Annotated in this window: 13 protein-coding genes; all 13 read right to left on the bottom strand. The window is 74.0% G+C overall.

What is annotated here, in order from left to right:
* The 13 genes from O7619_RS16040 to O7619_RS15980 all read right to left on the bottom strand — a co-directional run bounded on the left by O7619_RS16040 (position 1) and on the right by O7619_RS15980 (position 15,160).
* Positions 1–1,089, bottom strand: coding sequence for an enolase C-terminal domain-like protein (locus tag O7619_RS16040; RefSeq protein WP_282281699.1), 1,089 nt, complete (start codon positions 1,087–1,089; stop codon positions 1–3).
* Positions 1,086–4,163, bottom strand: a complete 3,078-nt coding sequence (locus O7619_RS16035; RefSeq protein WP_282281698.1) for an FAD-binding and (Fe-S)-binding domain-containing protein — start codon at positions 4,161–4,163, stop codon at positions 1,086–1,088. Before O7619_RS16035 ends, O7619_RS16040 begins: the two co-directional genes overlap by 4 nt.
* Positions 4,160–5,926: a thiamine pyrophosphate-dependent enzyme gene (locus O7619_RS16030; protein WP_282281697.1), complete on the bottom strand. Its 1,767-nt coding sequence runs from the start codon at positions 5,924–5,926 to the stop codon at positions 4,160–4,162. Before O7619_RS16030 ends, O7619_RS16035 begins: the two co-directional genes overlap by 4 nt.
* 164 nt (positions 5,927–6,090) lie before the next feature.
* On the bottom strand, positions 6,091–6,582 hold the full coding sequence (locus O7619_RS16025; protein WP_282281695.1) for a YetF domain-containing protein: 492 nt from the start codon (positions 6,580–6,582) through the stop codon (positions 6,091–6,093).
* Positions 6,579–8,291: a cytochrome bc complex cytochrome b subunit gene (locus tag O7619_RS16020; protein WP_282281694.1), complete on the bottom strand. Its 1,713-nt coding sequence runs from the start codon at positions 8,289–8,291 to the stop codon at positions 6,579–6,581. Before O7619_RS16020 ends, O7619_RS16025 begins: the two co-directional genes overlap by 4 nt.
* A complete protein-coding gene (locus O7619_RS16015) occupies positions 8,288–9,151 on the bottom strand; it encodes a Rieske (2Fe-2S) protein (protein ID WP_282281693.1) in 864 nt (287 codons plus the stop codon). The genes O7619_RS16020 and O7619_RS16015 overlap by 4 nt, the downstream gene beginning before the upstream one ends.
* Positions 9,148–9,924 (bottom strand): c-type cytochrome, encoded by a 777-nt coding sequence (locus O7619_RS16010; RefSeq protein WP_282281692.1) that lies wholly within the window; start codon positions 9,922–9,924, stop codon positions 9,148–9,150. The genes O7619_RS16015 and O7619_RS16010 overlap by 4 nt, the downstream gene beginning before the upstream one ends.
* Positions 9,925–9,927: 3 nt before the next feature.
* Positions 9,928–10,317 (bottom strand): c-type cytochrome, encoded by a 390-nt coding sequence (locus O7619_RS16005; protein ID WP_282281691.1) that lies wholly within the window; start codon positions 10,315–10,317, stop codon positions 9,928–9,930.
* Positions 10,314–11,195: a cytochrome c oxidase assembly protein gene (locus O7619_RS16000; RefSeq protein WP_282281690.1), complete on the bottom strand. Its 882-nt coding sequence runs from the start codon at positions 11,193–11,195 to the stop codon at positions 10,314–10,316. The genes O7619_RS16005 and O7619_RS16000 overlap by 4 nt, the downstream gene beginning before the upstream one ends.
* Positions 11,183–11,581, bottom strand: a complete 399-nt coding sequence (locus tag O7619_RS15995; protein WP_282281689.1) for a hypothetical protein — start codon at positions 11,579–11,581, stop codon at positions 11,183–11,185. The genes O7619_RS16000 and O7619_RS15995 overlap by 13 nt, the downstream gene beginning before the upstream one ends.
* Entirely contained in the window at positions 11,581–12,201 is a 621-nt protein-coding gene (locus O7619_RS15990; protein ID WP_282281687.1) for a heme-copper oxidase subunit III, read from the bottom strand. The genes O7619_RS15995 and O7619_RS15990 overlap by 1 nt, the downstream gene beginning before the upstream one ends.
* Positions 12,198–14,126 carry a cytochrome c oxidase subunit I gene (ctaD, locus tag O7619_RS15985; RefSeq protein ID WP_282281685.1) on the bottom strand — a complete coding sequence of 643 codons (1,929 nt, stop codon included), beginning with the start codon at positions 14,124–14,126 and terminating at the stop codon, positions 12,198–12,200. Before ctaD ends, O7619_RS15990 begins: the two co-directional genes overlap by 4 nt.
* Positions 14,127–14,143: 17 nt before the next feature.
* Positions 14,144–15,160 (bottom strand): cytochrome c oxidase subunit II, encoded by a 1,017-nt coding sequence (locus tag O7619_RS15980; RefSeq protein ID WP_282281684.1) that lies wholly within the window; start codon positions 15,158–15,160, stop codon positions 14,144–14,146.
* Between the last annotated feature and the right edge of the window lie 46 nt (positions 15,161–15,206).

The raw sequence follows: 15,206 nt of genomic DNA, 5'->3' as shown, positions 1-15,206 counted from the left end.
TCAGGCCACCCGGTACGGCTGGGCCGACTCGGCGCGGAACTCCAGCCCGTTGCCCGGCCGATCGGTCCGCACCGGCACCGCGCCGCCGGTGGCCGGCTGCGCGCCGTCGAAGAGCATCGCCTCGATCCGGACGTGGTCGTGGAACCACTCCAGGTGCCGCAGGTTGGGCGTGGCGGCGGCAACCGCGAGGTGCTGGTGCGGCGCGCAGTGCCCGGACACCTGGAGCCCGGCGGCGTCGGCCACCGCCGCCGCGCGGAGGAACTCGCTGATCCCGCCGCACCGGGTGACGTCGATCTGCAGGCAGTCCACGTACGGGGCCATCCGGTGGAAGTAGACCAGGTCGTAGCCGTACTCCCCCGCCGTCACGTCGGGCGCGACCCGGTCCCGGACCAGGCCGAGGCCGGGCAGGTCGTCGGAGCTGACCGGCTCCTCGTACCAGCGCACGTCGAGGTCGGCGGCGGCGTGCGCGACGCGGATCGCCTGCTTGCGCTGGTACGCGCCGTTGGCGTCGACGAACAACTCGACGTCGTCGCCGATGGTGCGGCGCGCGGCGGCCATCCGTTCCAGGTCGCGCCGCACGTCGGTGCCGCACGACTCGCCTATCTTGATCTTCACCCGGGGGATGCCCTGCTCGTGCGCCCAGCCGGCGAGCTGCCGGTGCTGCCGCGGGGCGTCGTAGGTGGTGAAGCCGCCGCTGCCGTAGACCGGCACCTCCCGGCGGGCGGCGCCGAGCAGCCGGGCCAGCGGCAGGTCGTGCCGGCGTGCCTTCAGGTCCCACAGCGCGCAGTCGGCGGCGGACAGGGCGAGCCCGGCGACGCCGGGGCGGCCGGCGTTGCGCAGCCGACGTCGCATCCGGTCCCAGGCGGCCGGCACGTCGTCCGGGTCGAGGTCGGCGAGCACCGGCGCGAGCAGGTCCGCCACCACGGCCACCACCGCGGTCGGGCCGTAGGTCCAGCCGATCCCGGTGTGCCCGTCGGCCCGCGCCCGCACCAGGACCAGGGTGGTGGCGCTCCAGGCGAGGGTGCCGTCGCCCTCCGGGGCGTCGGTGGGGATCCGGTACGCCTCGGCGGTGAGGCCGACGCCGCTCACCGTGCCCACCGGCGGGCCAACGCGGTCGCCGTGGCCACCCCGGCGACCGCCACCAGGCCGACCGCCGCCCAGCGGGTGACCGGGCCGGGCGGTCGGGGCCGGTCACCCCAGCCCTGCTCCGGCCGCCGTGGAACGGTGTCGTGGTGCATCGCGGCGCGCAGCAGCTCGGCCAGATGGAGAGCGGAACGGCCGGAGGAGGCGCTCTGCTCGACCTGGGTACGGCAACTGAACCCGTCGGCGAGGATCACGTCGGTCTCGGCGGCGTCCCGCACGGCGGGCAGCAGGACCCGTTCCGCGCACGCCTCGGACACCTCGTGGTGGCCCTGTTCGAAGCCGAAGTTGCCGGCCAGGCCGCAGCAGCCGGAGTCGAGGAACTCGGCGTCGACGCCGGCCGCGGCGAGCACGGCCTGGTCGGCGTCGGTGCCGAGGATCGCGTGGTGGTGGCAGTGGGTCTGGATCAGCGCGTGCGCGTCCAGTCGGGGCGGCTGCCAGCCGGGGCTGTGGTCGTGCAGCAGTTCGGCGAGCGTGACGGTCTGTTCCCGCAGCCGGGTGACGTCGTCGTCGGCCGGGAACAGCTCGTGCGCGTCGCTGCGGAACACCGCCGTGCAGCTCGGCTCCAGCCCCACCACCCGGGTGCCGGCGCGCAGGTGTGGCCGCAGCGCGTCCACGCTGCGGCGCAGCACCCGCTTGGCGACGTCGAGCTGCCCGGTGGAGATCCAGGTCAGGCCGCAGCACACCGGTCCGTCCGGTACGCGCACCCGCCAGCCGGCGGCCTCCAGCACCTCGACGGCCGCGTGGGCCACCCCCGGGTGGAAGTGGTTGGTGAAGGTGTCCGGCCAGAGCACGACCTCGCCCCGGGAGCCGTCGCCGGTCGGGGTGCGGCGGGCGAACCAGTGCTGGAACGACTCCGCCGCGAACACGGGGATGTCCCGACGCCTGTCGATCCCGCCGACGACCTTGGCGAGGCGGCTGAGCCCGGGGGCGTGCGCGAGGGCGTTGACGGTGCGGGGCAGCTTGGCGGCGACGGTGGCCACCAGCGGCAGCCAGCCCATCGAGTAGTGCGCGCGCGGGCGCAGCCGGCCGGCGTAGTGGTGGGACAGGAACTCGGCCTTGTAGGTGGCCATGTCCACGTTGACCGGGCAGTCGGCCTTGCAGCCCTTGCAGGCCAGGCAGAGGTCGAGCGCGTCGCGGACCGCGTCGGAGCGCCAGCCGTCGCCGATGGCGCCGCCGCGGGCCGCGCCGTCGAGCATCTCGAACAGCAGCCGGGCCCGGCCCCGGGTCGAGTGCTCCTCCTCCCGGGTGACCATGTAGGAGGGGCACATCACCCCGCCGGAGTGGCGCCGGCACTTGCCCACGCCGACGCAGCGCAGCACCGCGTCGCCGAAGCTGCCGCCGTCGTCGGGGTAGGCGAAGGTGGTCGACACGCCGCCGTGGTCGTAGTCGACGCCGAGGCGCAGGTGGCTGTCGAGCGGGTAGGGCGGCATCACCTTGCCGGGGTTCATCCGGTCGTCCGGATCGAAGATCGTCTTGACCTGGCCGAACGCCCGGATCAGCCGCTCGCCGTACATCTTCGGCAGCAGCTCGCCGCGGGCCTGCCCGTCGCCGTGCTCGCCGGAGAACGACCCCCCGTAGGACACCACGAGGTCGGCGGCGCGTTCGACGAAGGAGCGGAAGTCGCGGACCCCGTCGGCGGTGCGCAGCCGGAACGGGATCCGGGTGTGCACGCAGCCCTGCCCGAAGTGCCCGTACAACGACGCCTGCTGGTAGCCGTACTCCCGGTAGAGCGCCTGGAGGTCGCGCAGGTAGTCGCCGAGCCGGTCCGGGGCGACCGCCGAGTCCTCCCAGCCGGGCCAGGTGTTCTCCGCGTCGGGCACGTGGGCGGTGGCGCCGAGCGCGGACTCCCGGACCCCCCACATGCGTTTCTCGTCCGCCGGGTCGGCGAACTCGTGCACGCGCGGCCCGCCGTCGCGGCGTACCGCGTCGATCAGCCGGTCGGCGGCGGCCCGGGCCTGCTCGGGGGTGTCGCCGCCGAGCTGCACCATCAGCCAGGCGCCGCCCTCGGGCAGCTCGTGCAGCGCGTGCGGGTGCAGGTTCTTGCGTCGCTCGAAGCTGACCAGCTTGTCGTCGATGCCCTCCAGCGCGATCGGCTGGTGTTCCAGCACCCGCGGCACGTCGTCACCGGCCGACGCGACGTCCGGGTAGCTGAGGAACACCATCGCGTCGGCCTTGACCCGGGGGATCAGTTTCAGGCGGGCGCGCAGCACGGTGACGAGCGTGCCCTCGGAGCCGACCAGGGCCTGGGCGACGTGGAAGTTCTTCTCCGGCAGCAGGCTGTCCAGGTTGTAGCCGGACACCCGGCGGGGGATGTGCGGGTAGCGGGTGCGCAGGTCGGCCAGGTACTCGTCACGCAGCGCCCGCAACTGCCGGTAGATCTCGGCCCGGCGTCCGCCGTCGCGCTGGATGCGGGCGTACTCGTCGTCGCTGGTCTCCCCCACCCACATCCGGGTGCCGTCGTACAGCAGCACCTCCAGCTCGACGATGTTGTCGACCACCTTGCCGGCGCGCTGGGCGGTGGCCCCGCAGGAGTTGTTGCCGATCATGCCGCCGAGCGTGCAGTGGTTGTGGGTGGCCGGCCTCGGGCCGTACTCCAGCCCGGTCCGTTCGAGTTGGGCGTTCAGCTCGTCCAGCACGATGCCGGGTTCGACCAGGCAGGTGCCGGCCCGCTCGTCGACCTCCAGCAGCCGGTGGCAGTACTTGGACCAGTCGAGGATCACGGCGGTGTTGGTGCACTCGCCGGCCAGGCTGGTGCCGCCGCCGCGCGAGGTGAGCGGCGCGCCGTGGCGGCGGCAGACCGCCACCGCGGCGACCGCCGCCTCCACCGTGCGGGGCACCACCACGCCGAGCGGCACCTGCCGGTAGTTGGACGCGTCGGTGGAGTAGGCGGCGCGGGAGCCGGCGTCGAAGCGGACCTCGCCGTCGACCTCGGCGCGCAGGTCGGCGGCGAGCGCGGCCAGGTCGACGTCGTCGGTCGGCTCGGGTGGACGCAGGACCGGGTCGGGTAGCAGCTCGGTCATGAGCGCAGCTCGTTGATCTTGTCGCGGGCGACGGACGCCACGGTGGCGACCTTGTGCGGCTGCCCGCGCAGGAACGCCTCGGTGAAGTGCTTCGCCTGGTCATATTTGATCTTGCCAGGCATCGGCGGCTCGTTCGGGTTGACGTCGCAGTCGACGAGCGCCGGGCCGGGGTGCGCGAGCGCCTCCCGGATCGCGCCGGGCAGCGCCTTCGCGTCGGTCACCTTGACGCCGAACGCGCCGCAGCCGCGCGCCCAGGTGGAGAAGTCGGCCTCCGGCTGGCGGTGCCGCACCGCGTACTCGGGGTAACCGAGGATGATCTGCTCCCACAGGATCTGGCCGTACGAGTTGTTGTTGTTGATCACCACCTTGACCGGCAGGTCGTGCCGGACCGCGGTGAGGAACTCGGCCATCAGCATGGCGAACCCGCCGTCACCGACGAACGCGATCACCTGCCGGCCGGGGTACGCGTGCTGCATGGCGATGGCGTACGGCAGGCCCGGCGCCATCGTGGCCAGGTTGCCCGACAGATAGAACTCCCGGTCCCCGCGGATCGTCCAGTGCCGCGCCGACCAGGTGGCGATGGTGCCGGAGTCACAGGTCAGGATGGCGTCGTCGGCGGCGGCGTCGTCGACGCAGCCCATCAGGTACTGCGGCGCGATCGGCGACCGCTCCGGGTCCACCAGGCTGGTCATCTCCGACCGCCAGGTGTTCATCTTGCCCTGGTACTTCTCCAGGAACGACCGGTCCGGGCCGTGGTCGAGCATCGGCAGCAGGTCCCGCAGCGCCAGCCGGGCGTCCGCGCAGACCGGGGCCTCGACCGGCAGCCGCATCCCGATCAGGCTCGGGTCGGCGTCGATCTGCACCACCTTCGCCTGCCCCGGACCGGGCAGATACTTCCCGTACGGGAACGAGGTGCCCACCATCAGCAGGGTGTCGCACTCCTCCATCAGCTCCTCGCTCGGCGCGGTGCCGAGCAGGCCGAGCCCGCCGGTGGTCAACGGGTGGTCGTCCGGCACCACCAGCTTTCCCGGCAGCGTCTTGACGATCGGGCTGGCCAGGGCCTCGGCCACCGCCAGCACCTCGTCGCGGGCGCCGCGCGCGCCCACGCCGACGAGCATGGCCACCTTCCGCCCGGCCCGGAGCACCTCGGCCGCCTTCGCCAGCTCCCGGGGGTCCGGCGGCAGTTGCGGATACGACACCGTGGCCGCGCTCATCGGCGGCTTGCCCGGGCTGACGTGCCGGTACGGGTCGTCGGAGGCCGGGGCCACCTGCACGTCGTTGGGGAAGGTCAGGTGCGCCACGGTCCGTTTGCTCATCGCGTCGCGGATCGCCAGGTCGACCACCGCCGGCATCTGCTGCGGGTTGGTGACCATCAGGTTGTAGGAGGCGACGTCCTGGTAGAGCTGGGTGGTGTGCACCTCCTGCTGGTAGTGCGAGCCCAAAACGGACGTTTCCTGCATGCCGGTGATGGCCAGCACCGGCACGTGGTCGAGCTTGGCGTCGTAGAGCCCGTTGAGCAGGTGGATCGCCCCCGGACCGGAGGTGGCGCAGCAGACCCCGAGCCGGCCGGTGGCCTTGGCGTAGCCGGTGGCCATGAACGCCGCCGCCTCCTCGTGGTGCACCAGCACGAACCGCAGCTTCTCCCGCTGCCGGCGGAAGCCCTCCATCAGGCCGTTGATGCCGTCGCCGGGCAGGCCGAACACGGTGTCGACCCCCCACTCCACCAGGCGTCGGGCCAGGCTCTCGCCCACGATCTCCTGCACGTCGTCCTCCTCTTCCGGGGTTCGCCCGTCCTCGTCCACAACTGCCACGCCCGGTGGCGGTCACCCGCCGTACCGGACACGGCGCACCAGGGCGGACAGGTCGGCGGCTACCCGGCCTCCCCGACCGCAAACCAATCGGGCCGCCGGGTTTCCGCGCGGCGCGGTCACCCGTGGCCCCCGTCGCGGGGCAGCACCGACAGTCGTCCCCGCCCCTCCAGCACCGCGAGGTGCACGGCGTCGGTCCCGTCCATGCCGTGCTCCCGCACCAGGGCGTCCAGGTCGGCGCGGGTCAGCCCGGCGCGGTGCAGGTTGCCGGTGAGCACCCGTCCCCGGACGACCACCACCACCGGGCCCTTCTCGATCAGCCGTCGCCCGGCGGGCCGCAGGCGCACCCAGGTGATCAGCGCGTGGGCGGCCAGGATGGCCGCCAGGGTCACCGCGCCGGACAGGTAGCTCGCGTCCGGGGCGCTGGGCAGCCGCCCGACGATCGCGCCCACCGCGACGGCGGCCACGAAGTCGTAGCCGGACAGCTCGGCGAGGGTCCGGCGGCCACCGAGGCGCATCGCGAGCACGGCGGTCAGATAGAGCAGGAACGCCTTCACCGCCACCCAGAGCAGCCAGCCCGGATGACCGACGAGCGAGTCGACGGCGGTCACACCCGCCGCCCGCCCCCGCCGCGACCCCGGTCCCGCCCCCGGCGCAGAGCGGCGGCCAGCAACGACACGCCGAGGGCGGCGTTGCCCCAGCGGCGCAGCGCGGTGCGGACCCGGCCGGGCGGCTCGGGGGGCGGCGGGCCCGGCACGGTCACGTGGTCGACGCCCGGATAGGCGAGCCGGGCCGAGTCGGCCGCCTCCCGCTCGGTGTGCACCGCCCGGTTGCTCAGGATCGCCACCCCGGCCGGCTCGTCCCGGTAGCGCCAGCGCCACACCCCGCCCTCCGGCCACAGCTCGATCCGCTCTCCCGGGCGGTCCGCCGCCGGCCGCTCCGGCTCGTCCGGCGACGACCGGGCGCCCGGGGCCGGGCGGCGGGCGGCCCGCAGGTCCGCCCGGGTCAGCTCGCCGAGGCGGGCGGCGTCGCCGCGCCGCAACGCCCGGGCCAGCACCACCGCCAGCGCACCGGTGAGCAGCGGGAGAACCAGCACCACCACCCGCAGCACGTCGAGCACGTCGTACACCGGAACCCGCAGCAGTCGCGCGAGGATGCCGTCGCCGGCGGTCACCACGAGCGCCGCGAAGAAGGTCAGCGCCGCCACGCCGACCCCGGTCCGCACCGGGTGGTCCCGCGGGCGGTCCAGCAGTTGATGTGCCCGGCGGTCGCCGGAGCACAGGCGTTCCAGGAACGGCCAGGCGTAGAGCGCGAGGAAGGTGACGCCGCCGAGCACCACACCCGGGAAGAACGGCGCGGGCACCAGGTGACCGGCGATCCGGAACTCCCAGGGCGGGAACAGCCGCAGCGCGCCGTCGCCCCAGGCGACGTACCAGTCTGGTTGCGCCGGCGAGGTGGCCTGGCCGGGCGCGAACGGGCCGTACAGCCACACCGGGTTGATCTGCACCAGCCCGCCGAGCGCGAACAGGACCGCCAGCACCCAGGCGAACAGCGCCAGCGAGCGCAGGCTGTAGCTCGGGTAGAGGCGGGAGCCCACCACGTTGTGCTCGGTGCGGCCGGGCCCGGGAAACTGGCTGTGCTTCTGCCGCACGATCATCGCCAGGTGCGCCGAGACGAGCGCGACCAGCACCGCGGGCACCAGCAGCACGTGGCTGACGAACATCCGCGGGATCATCGCGTCCGACGGAAACTCCCCGCCGAGACCGAGGAAGACCAGCCACGAACCGATCAGCGGGATGGACTCCACCACGGAGACGATGATCCGCAGACCGAGACCGGAGAGCAGGTCGTCCGGCATCGAGTAGCCGGTGAAGCCGTTGGCCAGCGCCAACACCAGCATGGTCACGCCGACCAGCCAGTTCGCCTCCCGGGGCCGGCGGAACGCGCCGGTGAAGAAGACCCGGACCAGGTGCACCAGGATGGCGGCGACGAAGACGAGAGCGGCCCAGTGGTGGGTCTGCCGGATCAGCAGCCCGGCCCGGACGTCCCAGCTCAGCCGCACCGTCGAGGCGTACGCGGCGGAGGTGGTGCTGCCGTCCAACGGCGCGTACGAGCCGTGGTAGACCCGGTCGGCGGAACTGGGGTCGAAGAACAGGGTCAGGTAGACGCCGGTCAGCACCAGCGCGACGAAGGCGTAGAGCGCGATCTCGCCGAGCATGAACGACCAGTGGTCCGGGAAGACCTTGGCCAGCGCCTTGCGCGCCACCGGCGACAGGCGCAGCCGGTCGTCGACGGCGCGGGCCAGCCGATCCATGATCATGGCCGGCTCCAGAAGCCGGCGCCGGGCGGGGCGGTGAAGTCGCCGGCGGCGCGCAGGTAGCCGTCCGGGTCGACCGTCACGGGCAGCCCGGGCAGCGGGCGGGCGGCCGGGCCGGCGACCGGCCGCGCGTCGGCGAGCAGGTCGAACGAGGACTGGTGGCACGGGCAGAGCACCCGTCCGGTGCCCTTCAGGTAGAGCCGTACCGGGCAGCCGGCATGGGTGCAGAGCAGCGAGTAGACGACCAGCCCGTCGAGGTGCCCGGCCGCCGGCGCCCGGGTGAAGCGCTCCGGTCGCAGCCGCACCGCGAACGCGGGCGCGTCCCCGGCCTCGGCACCGCCCTCGGGGAACACCGCGACCACCGCGCCGGCCGGCACGTCACCGGGGCGCAGCGGCCGGCCGTCGCCGGTCAGCAGCCGCACGCCGGGCCCCCAGGGCGTGTCCGCCAGGGCCCGCACCGGGCGCGCCCGGTCCCACGGGAGCAGGGACCGCAGCGGGAACAGCGCGGCGACGCCGAGCGCGGTCAGCGCCAGGCCGAGCGCGGCGAGCAGGCCGCGCCGGCGGATCGGACTGTCCGGCGCGGTCAGCACCGCCGCGGTCAGCGCCTGTTCCCCGGGCGGCGGGGTGAACCCCTCGTGCTCCTCGACGTAGCCGCCCACCGGCACCAGCCGGCGGCCCCAGATCGCCAGGCCGCAGGCGAGCCCGGCGAACGCCACCGCCAGGCACACCCCCTCCCACCGGGTCTGCCCGCCGAGGCCGTAGGTGACCGCGAAGCCGATCGCCCCGGCGGCGCCGGCCAGGAAGGACAGGACGATCCGCCGGTTGACGCCGGGCGGGGCGGGCGCGACAGGTGGCCGCCTCACTCGCCGGCCCTCCGGCCCAGCCACCGCGCGGCGGCGACGAGCAGGCCCAGCGTGACCACCCAGGCGACCAGGCCCTCGGCCAGCGGACCGAGCCGGCCGAGCGGGTTCCCGCCCCGGTCCAGCCGTTCGCTGCGCAGTCGCTGCACGTAGGCGGCGAGGTCGTCGACCTGCTGGTCAGTGAGGACCTGGCTGGGGAAGACCGGCATCAGGCCGGGGCCGACCCGGACCGCCTCGGCGACCTGGACCGGGGTGGCGTCGTACAACGGCGGGGCGATCCAGCCGTTGGTCAGCGGCGCGCCCGCGCCGGTGCCGCCGTGGCAGGGCGCGCAGTTCGCGGCGAACAGTTCCCGCCCGGTGGGCAGGCGGCCCGGGCCCACCCGGGGAATGGCCGGACCGCCACCGCCGAAGCTGGTGACGTGCGCGACGAGGGCGGCGATCTCGTCGGCCGAGAAGACCGGCTCGGCGCGGCGCGGCTGCTGCGTCTCGTGCGGGATCGGCATCCGTCCGGTGCCGACCTGGAAGTCCACCGACGCGGCGCCGACGCCGATCAGCGACGGCCCCCGTTGGGCGCCCTGGCCCTGGTCGCCGTGGCAGCTCGCGCAGTTCTGCCGGTACAGCGCCTCCCCGTCGGCGGGGGCCGGCGCGGCGGTCGCGGGTGGCGGCGCGACCCCGGCCGGCGCGGCGAGCGCGGCGGGCCCGGCGGCCAGCGCGAGCGCCGCCCCCGCCGTCGCGGCCCGGGCCGGATGCCACCACCGGTGCGTCCAGACGGCCATTGGTCAGTCCAGGGTGAAGAGGTAGGCGGCGATGTCCTGCGCGTCCAGCGCGCTGACCCCCAGATCCGGCATGGCGGTGCCCGGCTCCACCTCCTGCGGGTCCGCGATCCAGTGCTGGAGGTTGTCGGCGTTGTTCACCAGCTTCCCGGCGACGTAGGAGCGGGACCCGAAACGGGTCAGCGGCGGCCCGACCAGGCCGTCGGCGCGGTCGATGCCGGGGATGGCGTGGCAGGAGCCGCAGCCGTAGCGGGCGATCAGTTCCGCGCCCCGGGCCGGCTGCCCGCCGCGTACCTCCGGCGGCGGTGGCGGATCGGTGCTGGCGCAGCCGGGCACGGCGGCCAGCGGCGACAGGGCGACCAGCAGCGCGAGCGACGCGCGGATGCGGTGGATCACGACACCACTCCCTCGGTAGCGGCCAGCCGGCCCCCGGCCTCCGGCGAGGTCACCCGCTCGGGGCGCCGCCGTTGCAGCGCCAGCAGCCAGCGCAGGAACAACGCGAGCGTGACCAGCAGCGCCACCACGTCCATCGGGATCCACATCAGCAGACCGGCGAGCTGCTGGTCGGTCAGCGGGTCGGCGCCGAGGACGTCGGCCGGGTAGACCGGCCGGGGAGCGAAGGTGAGGACCGCGCCCAACGCGGACGCCGGCAGCATGGTGGCGACCAGCAGCAGCATCCCGGTGGGCGCGGGCAGCCGGTGCCGGGCGACGCCGAGCAGCGGCGCCCACAGCAGCCAGGCCGCGCCGACGAAGCAGGCGTGCTCCAGCACGTGCGACACCGGGTTCCGTTCGGCTGCGGCGTAGGGCACCGGCAGGTGCCAGAACCAGAGCACGACGGTCTGTGCGCCGCCGGCGGCGAACGCGACCACGACCGGGCGGCGCAGCCACCGGCCCGCCGCCCCGGCGCGCAGCCGGGCCAGCCACCGGCGGGCCCGGACCGGGCACGACAGCGTCAGGGGCAACCCGGGCGCGCCGGCGGCGAGCAGTGGCCCGGCGACGAGCAGCAGCAGCATGTGCTGCGTCATGTGCCCGGCGAGACCCCGCTCCGCCAGCGTGGTGACCGGCCCGCTCTGGGCGGCCAGGACGGCGAGCAGTCCGGTCCCGAACGCCGCCACCCGCCAGCCGGGGAGGATCGCACCGGCGCCGCGCCGCGCCCACAACTCGTGCACGCCCCGGCCGTAGCCGGCGGCGAGCAGGGCCAGCGCCGCCCCGAGCAGGATGGCGAGCAGCCCGGCGGCGACGTCGTTCCCGCCGGCGGCGGTCAGCGCTGGCATGGCGGCAGCACCAGCAGGGCGACGCCGCCCAGCACGATGATGGTCAGGAAGAGCAGGTTGGACCAGATCCCCACCACGGCGAGCATCCGGCTGCGTTCCGTCGAGCGGTCCCGGCCGTCGTGCGGCGCTGCGGCGGTGCGCCGCCAGAGCAGCGCCGAGGCCAGCAGCGCGCCCACGGTGGCAAGCGCCGGCAGCACCACGGCGGCGCCGACGACCACGCGCAGCGGAAGACCGGCGACGTGCTCCGACCCGGCGGCGCAGGTCAGCTCGTCCACCCCCCAGCCGGCCAGCAGGTGCACCGCCCAGGCGAGCGCGCCGCCGAGCACGGCGTACCAGAACAGCAGGCCGCCGGCGAGGCGGGCGCGGGGGCCGGGATGGGTGCTCATCACAGCCTCGGCGACAGGTAGACGGTGAACAGGATGGCCGCCCAGACCACGTCCACGAAGTGCCAGTAGATGGCCGCGTTGCGCACCCGGTCGTGCCGGTGGGCGCCGAAGCTGCCCCCGCGCAGGGACGCGGCGAGCAGCCAGCCGACCATGGTCAGGCCGACCAGGACGTGCAGGCCGTGGAAGCCGGTGATCACGTAGAACAGCGAGCCGTAGGCGTCGGTGGTCATGGTGAACTCGCGCAGCTTCTCGGCGTACTCGCTGGCCTGCAACGCCAGGAACGTCACCCCGAGCAGCAGGGTGGCGGCCAGCCCGGATCGCAGCCGCCACCGCTCGCCCCGACGGATGCCGTGCTCGGCCCAGACCACGGGCAGGCTGCTGGGCAGCAGCACGGCGGTCATCACCAGCGGGCGCAGCAGCTTCGGCTCCCCGATGCCCGGCGGCGGCCACTGCGCGCCGTACTGGAAGCGCAGGTAGAAGTAGCTGCCGAGCAGGCAGGCGAAGAGCGTCGCCTCGGTGACGACGAACATCACCATGCCCCACCAGCCGGTGGACCGGCCGACCGGCAGCTCGGTGGTGAGCGCCTCGGTGCCGGTGGCCGCCGTGACCCCGCCGCTCACGCGCTCACCCCGACCTGCTCGGCGGGCCGGCGCGGCGGCCACAGCCACACCGCCATGGTGACCGCGACCGCCACCGCCGCCACGGCCGCCACCGGATACCAGGCGAACAGCATGGCGGTGAAGAACGTCAGCATCGCCAGCGCGAGCACCAGCGGCTGGACGGACGCCTCGGGCATCTCCACCGCGCGTTCCCGCCGCCCGTCGAGTTCGCTGGTGAACAGCGTGCGCCGGCCCTCGGCGAGGACCCGGTCCGGCTGCGCGCCGGCGCCCATCGACTCCCGGCTCGGTTCGTCCCAGGTCGGGTGCAGGCTGTGCACCCGGGGCAGGACCGGGAAGTTGTACGGCTTCGGCGGCGACTCGGTGGACCACTCCAGGCTGTCACCACCCCACGGGTCCGGCGGAGCGGGCCGGCCCCGCCGGACGGCGTGCACCACCCCGGCCAGGACCAGCAGCAGCCCGAGCGCCAGCACGTACGAGCCGATGGTGCTGACCAGGTTCCAGCCGTCCCAGCCGGCCTCGCTGCGGTAGGTGTAGACCCGCCGGGGCATGCCGAACAGGCCGTACAGGTGCATCGGGAAGAACGTCACGTGCATGCCGGTGAGCACCAGCCAGAACGCCCACCGGCCGAGCCCCTCGTGGTACATCCGGCCGGTCATCTTCGGCAGCCAGTAGTAGATGCCGGCCAGCATCGGGAAGACCGCCCCGCCGATGAGCACGTAGTGGAAGTGGGCGACCACGAAGTAGGAGTCGGTGACCTGCTGGTCGAACGCGGTCAGCGCGAACATGGTGCCGGTGAGGCCGCCGAGCACGAAGGTGACGACGAACCCGATCACGAACAGCAGCGGCACCCGGACCACCAGCCGGCCCAGCGCCATGGTGGCGAGCCAGGCGAAGATCTGGATCCCGGACGGGATGGTGATGATGGTGCTGGCCGCGCTGAAGAAGCTGTACGAGAGCTGGGGCAGCCCGGTGGCGAACATGTGGTGCACCCACACCCCGAACGAGATGATCGAGATGGACACGATGGCCAGCACGATCAGCGGGTAGCCGACGACGCCGCGGCGGGTGAACGCCGGCAGCACGGCCGAGACGATGCCCAGCGCCGGCATCACGATGATGTAGACGTCCGGGTGTCCGAAGATCCAGAACAGGTGTTGCCAGAGCAGCACGTTGCCGCCGGCGTCGGGGTCGAAGAAGTGGGTGCCGAACCGCCGGTCGAGGAAGAGCATCGCGTTGTCGAGGTTCAACGCCGGCAGCGCGAAGATCACCATGAAGCCGGTGGCGACGATCGCCCAGACGAACAGCGGCACCCGGTTCAGCGACATCCCCGGCGCGCGCAGCTTCAGCGCGGTGACGATGAAGTTGATCGACCCGGCGGTGGTGGCGATGCCGAGGAAGAGCAGGCCCAGGCTGTAGACGTCCAGGTGCAGGCCGGGGGTGTTCTGTTCCGCGGTCAGTGGCACGTAGGCGAACCACCCGCCGTTGGGCGCGGCCCCGAAGGGCAGGCTCGCCCACATGAACAGCCCCGCGAACAGGAACACCCAGTAGCCGAGCGCGTTCAGCTTGGGAAAGGCCATGTCCCGCGACCCGATCAGCAGCGGGACCAGGAAATTGCCGAAGCCGAACAGCATCGGGGTGGCGAACAGGAAGATCATCGCGGTGCCGTGCATGGTGAAGAGCTGGTTGTACTGCTGCGGGGACAGCAGCTCCGCCTCCGGCCGGGCCAGTTGGGTCCGCATCGCCAGCGCGCTCAGCCCGGCGAGGGCGAAGAACAACCCGGCGGTCACCAGGTAGCGGCGGCCGATCTTCTTGTGGTCGACGGTGGTGAGCCAGGCCCGCACCGAGGCGCGCTCGCCCCAGTGCTCCTCCAGCCGGGCCAGTTCGTCCCGGCTCGCGCCGGACGCCGGCGCGGTGGTGGTGGACATCCTTCCCTCCCTCCCGTTCAGCTCAGCGACCGCAGGTAGGCGATCAGGTCCGGCAGCCGCTGCGCGTCGACCGGCTGGGGCGGCATGTAGTTGCCCGGCTTGACCGTCTGCGAGTTGGCGATCCAGCCGCCGAGGTGGCCGCCGTCGTTGGGCACCGCCCCGGCGCCGATGCTCCAGCGGGAGCCGACGTCGGACAGGTCCGGCCCGACCCGCCCGTCCGCTCCGGTGCCGCGGATCGCGTGGCAGCCGGCGCAGGTGCCCTGGACGAACGCCTCCCGACCGCGTCGCTGGGCGTCGGTCCGGGGCGCGGCGGCGGGCGCGCCGAGGCGCGTCACCCAGGCGTCGAAGTCGCGGCGCGGCTCCGCGACCACGAGGAACGCCATGTGGGCGTGCTGGGTGCCGCAGTATTCGGCGCACTGCCCCCGGTAGCTGCCGGCCCGTTCGGCGTGCAGCCAGGTCTCGCGGACCTCGCCGGCGATCAGGTCGGTCTTCGGCATCAACTGCGGGACCCAGAAGCTGTGCAGCACGTCGGCGGTCCGCAGCCGGATCCGCACCTTCTCCCCCACCGGGATGTGCAGTTCGTTGGCGGTGGCGCCGGCGACGCCGGCCACCCGCACCTCCCACCACCACTTGTGGCCGGTCACCTCGACGGTGGTCGCCCGGGGCCCCGGGCCGTCGCCGAGCGCCGCCAGGTCGCGCAGGCCGAGCGCGTAGACCGTCACCAGGATGACCAGCGGCACCCCGGCGCCGGCGACGGTGACGAACCGCAGCGGCTGGCCGTGCCGGACCTTCGCGCCGGGTCGGCGGCGGAACACCAGCGCCCAGGCCAGCACCACCATGACCTCGGCGAACACCGCCATGGACAGCCAGAACAGCACCCACCACAGGCCGGCGACCCGCCCCGCGCCGGAGCCGGCGGGGTCGAGCGCGGACGGGGCTCCGCGGGCGCAGCCGGAAAGCGCCAGCACGGCAACCGGCACCGCCACCCGGGCGAGGTGCCGGGTGGGCGTCGTCGTTCCGGCTCGCGCGTTCACCGGAGTCGACTGTAGTGACGATTCCTGCCTTCCATGCCCATTGCGA

The sequence above is a fragment of the Micromonospora sp. WMMD998 genome (genome assembly GCF_029581235.1).
Lineage (GTDB): Bacteria > Actinomycetota > Actinomycetes > Mycobacteriales > Micromonosporaceae > Micromonospora.
Note: the sequence above shows the minus strand (reverse complement) of the source record. Positions and strands in the feature narration are given on the sequence as shown.

Coding starts and splice junctions, on each gene's coding strand:
- O7619_RS16035 (WP_282281698.1), bottom strand. CDS start 4,163: ATGACCGAGCTGCTACCCGACCCGGTCCTGCGTCCACCCGAGCCGACC.
- O7619_RS16020 (WP_282281694.1), bottom strand. CDS start 8,291: ATGATCATGGATCGGCTGGCCCGCGCCGTCGACGACCGGCTGCGCCTG.
- O7619_RS16010 (WP_282281692.1), bottom strand. CDS start 9,924: ATGGCCGTCTGGACGCACCGGTGGTGGCATCCGGCCCGGGCCGCGACG.
- O7619_RS16000 (WP_282281690.1), bottom strand. CDS start 11,195: ATGCCAGCGCTGACCGCCGCCGGCGGGAACGACGTCGCCGCCGGGCTG.
- O7619_RS15995 (WP_282281689.1), bottom strand. CDS start 11,581: ATGAGCACCCATCCCGGCCCCCGCGCCCGCCTCGCCGGCGGCCTGCTG.
- ctaD (WP_282281685.1), bottom strand. CDS start 14,126: ATGTCCACCACCACCGCGCCGGCGTCCGGCGCGAGCCGGGACGAACTG.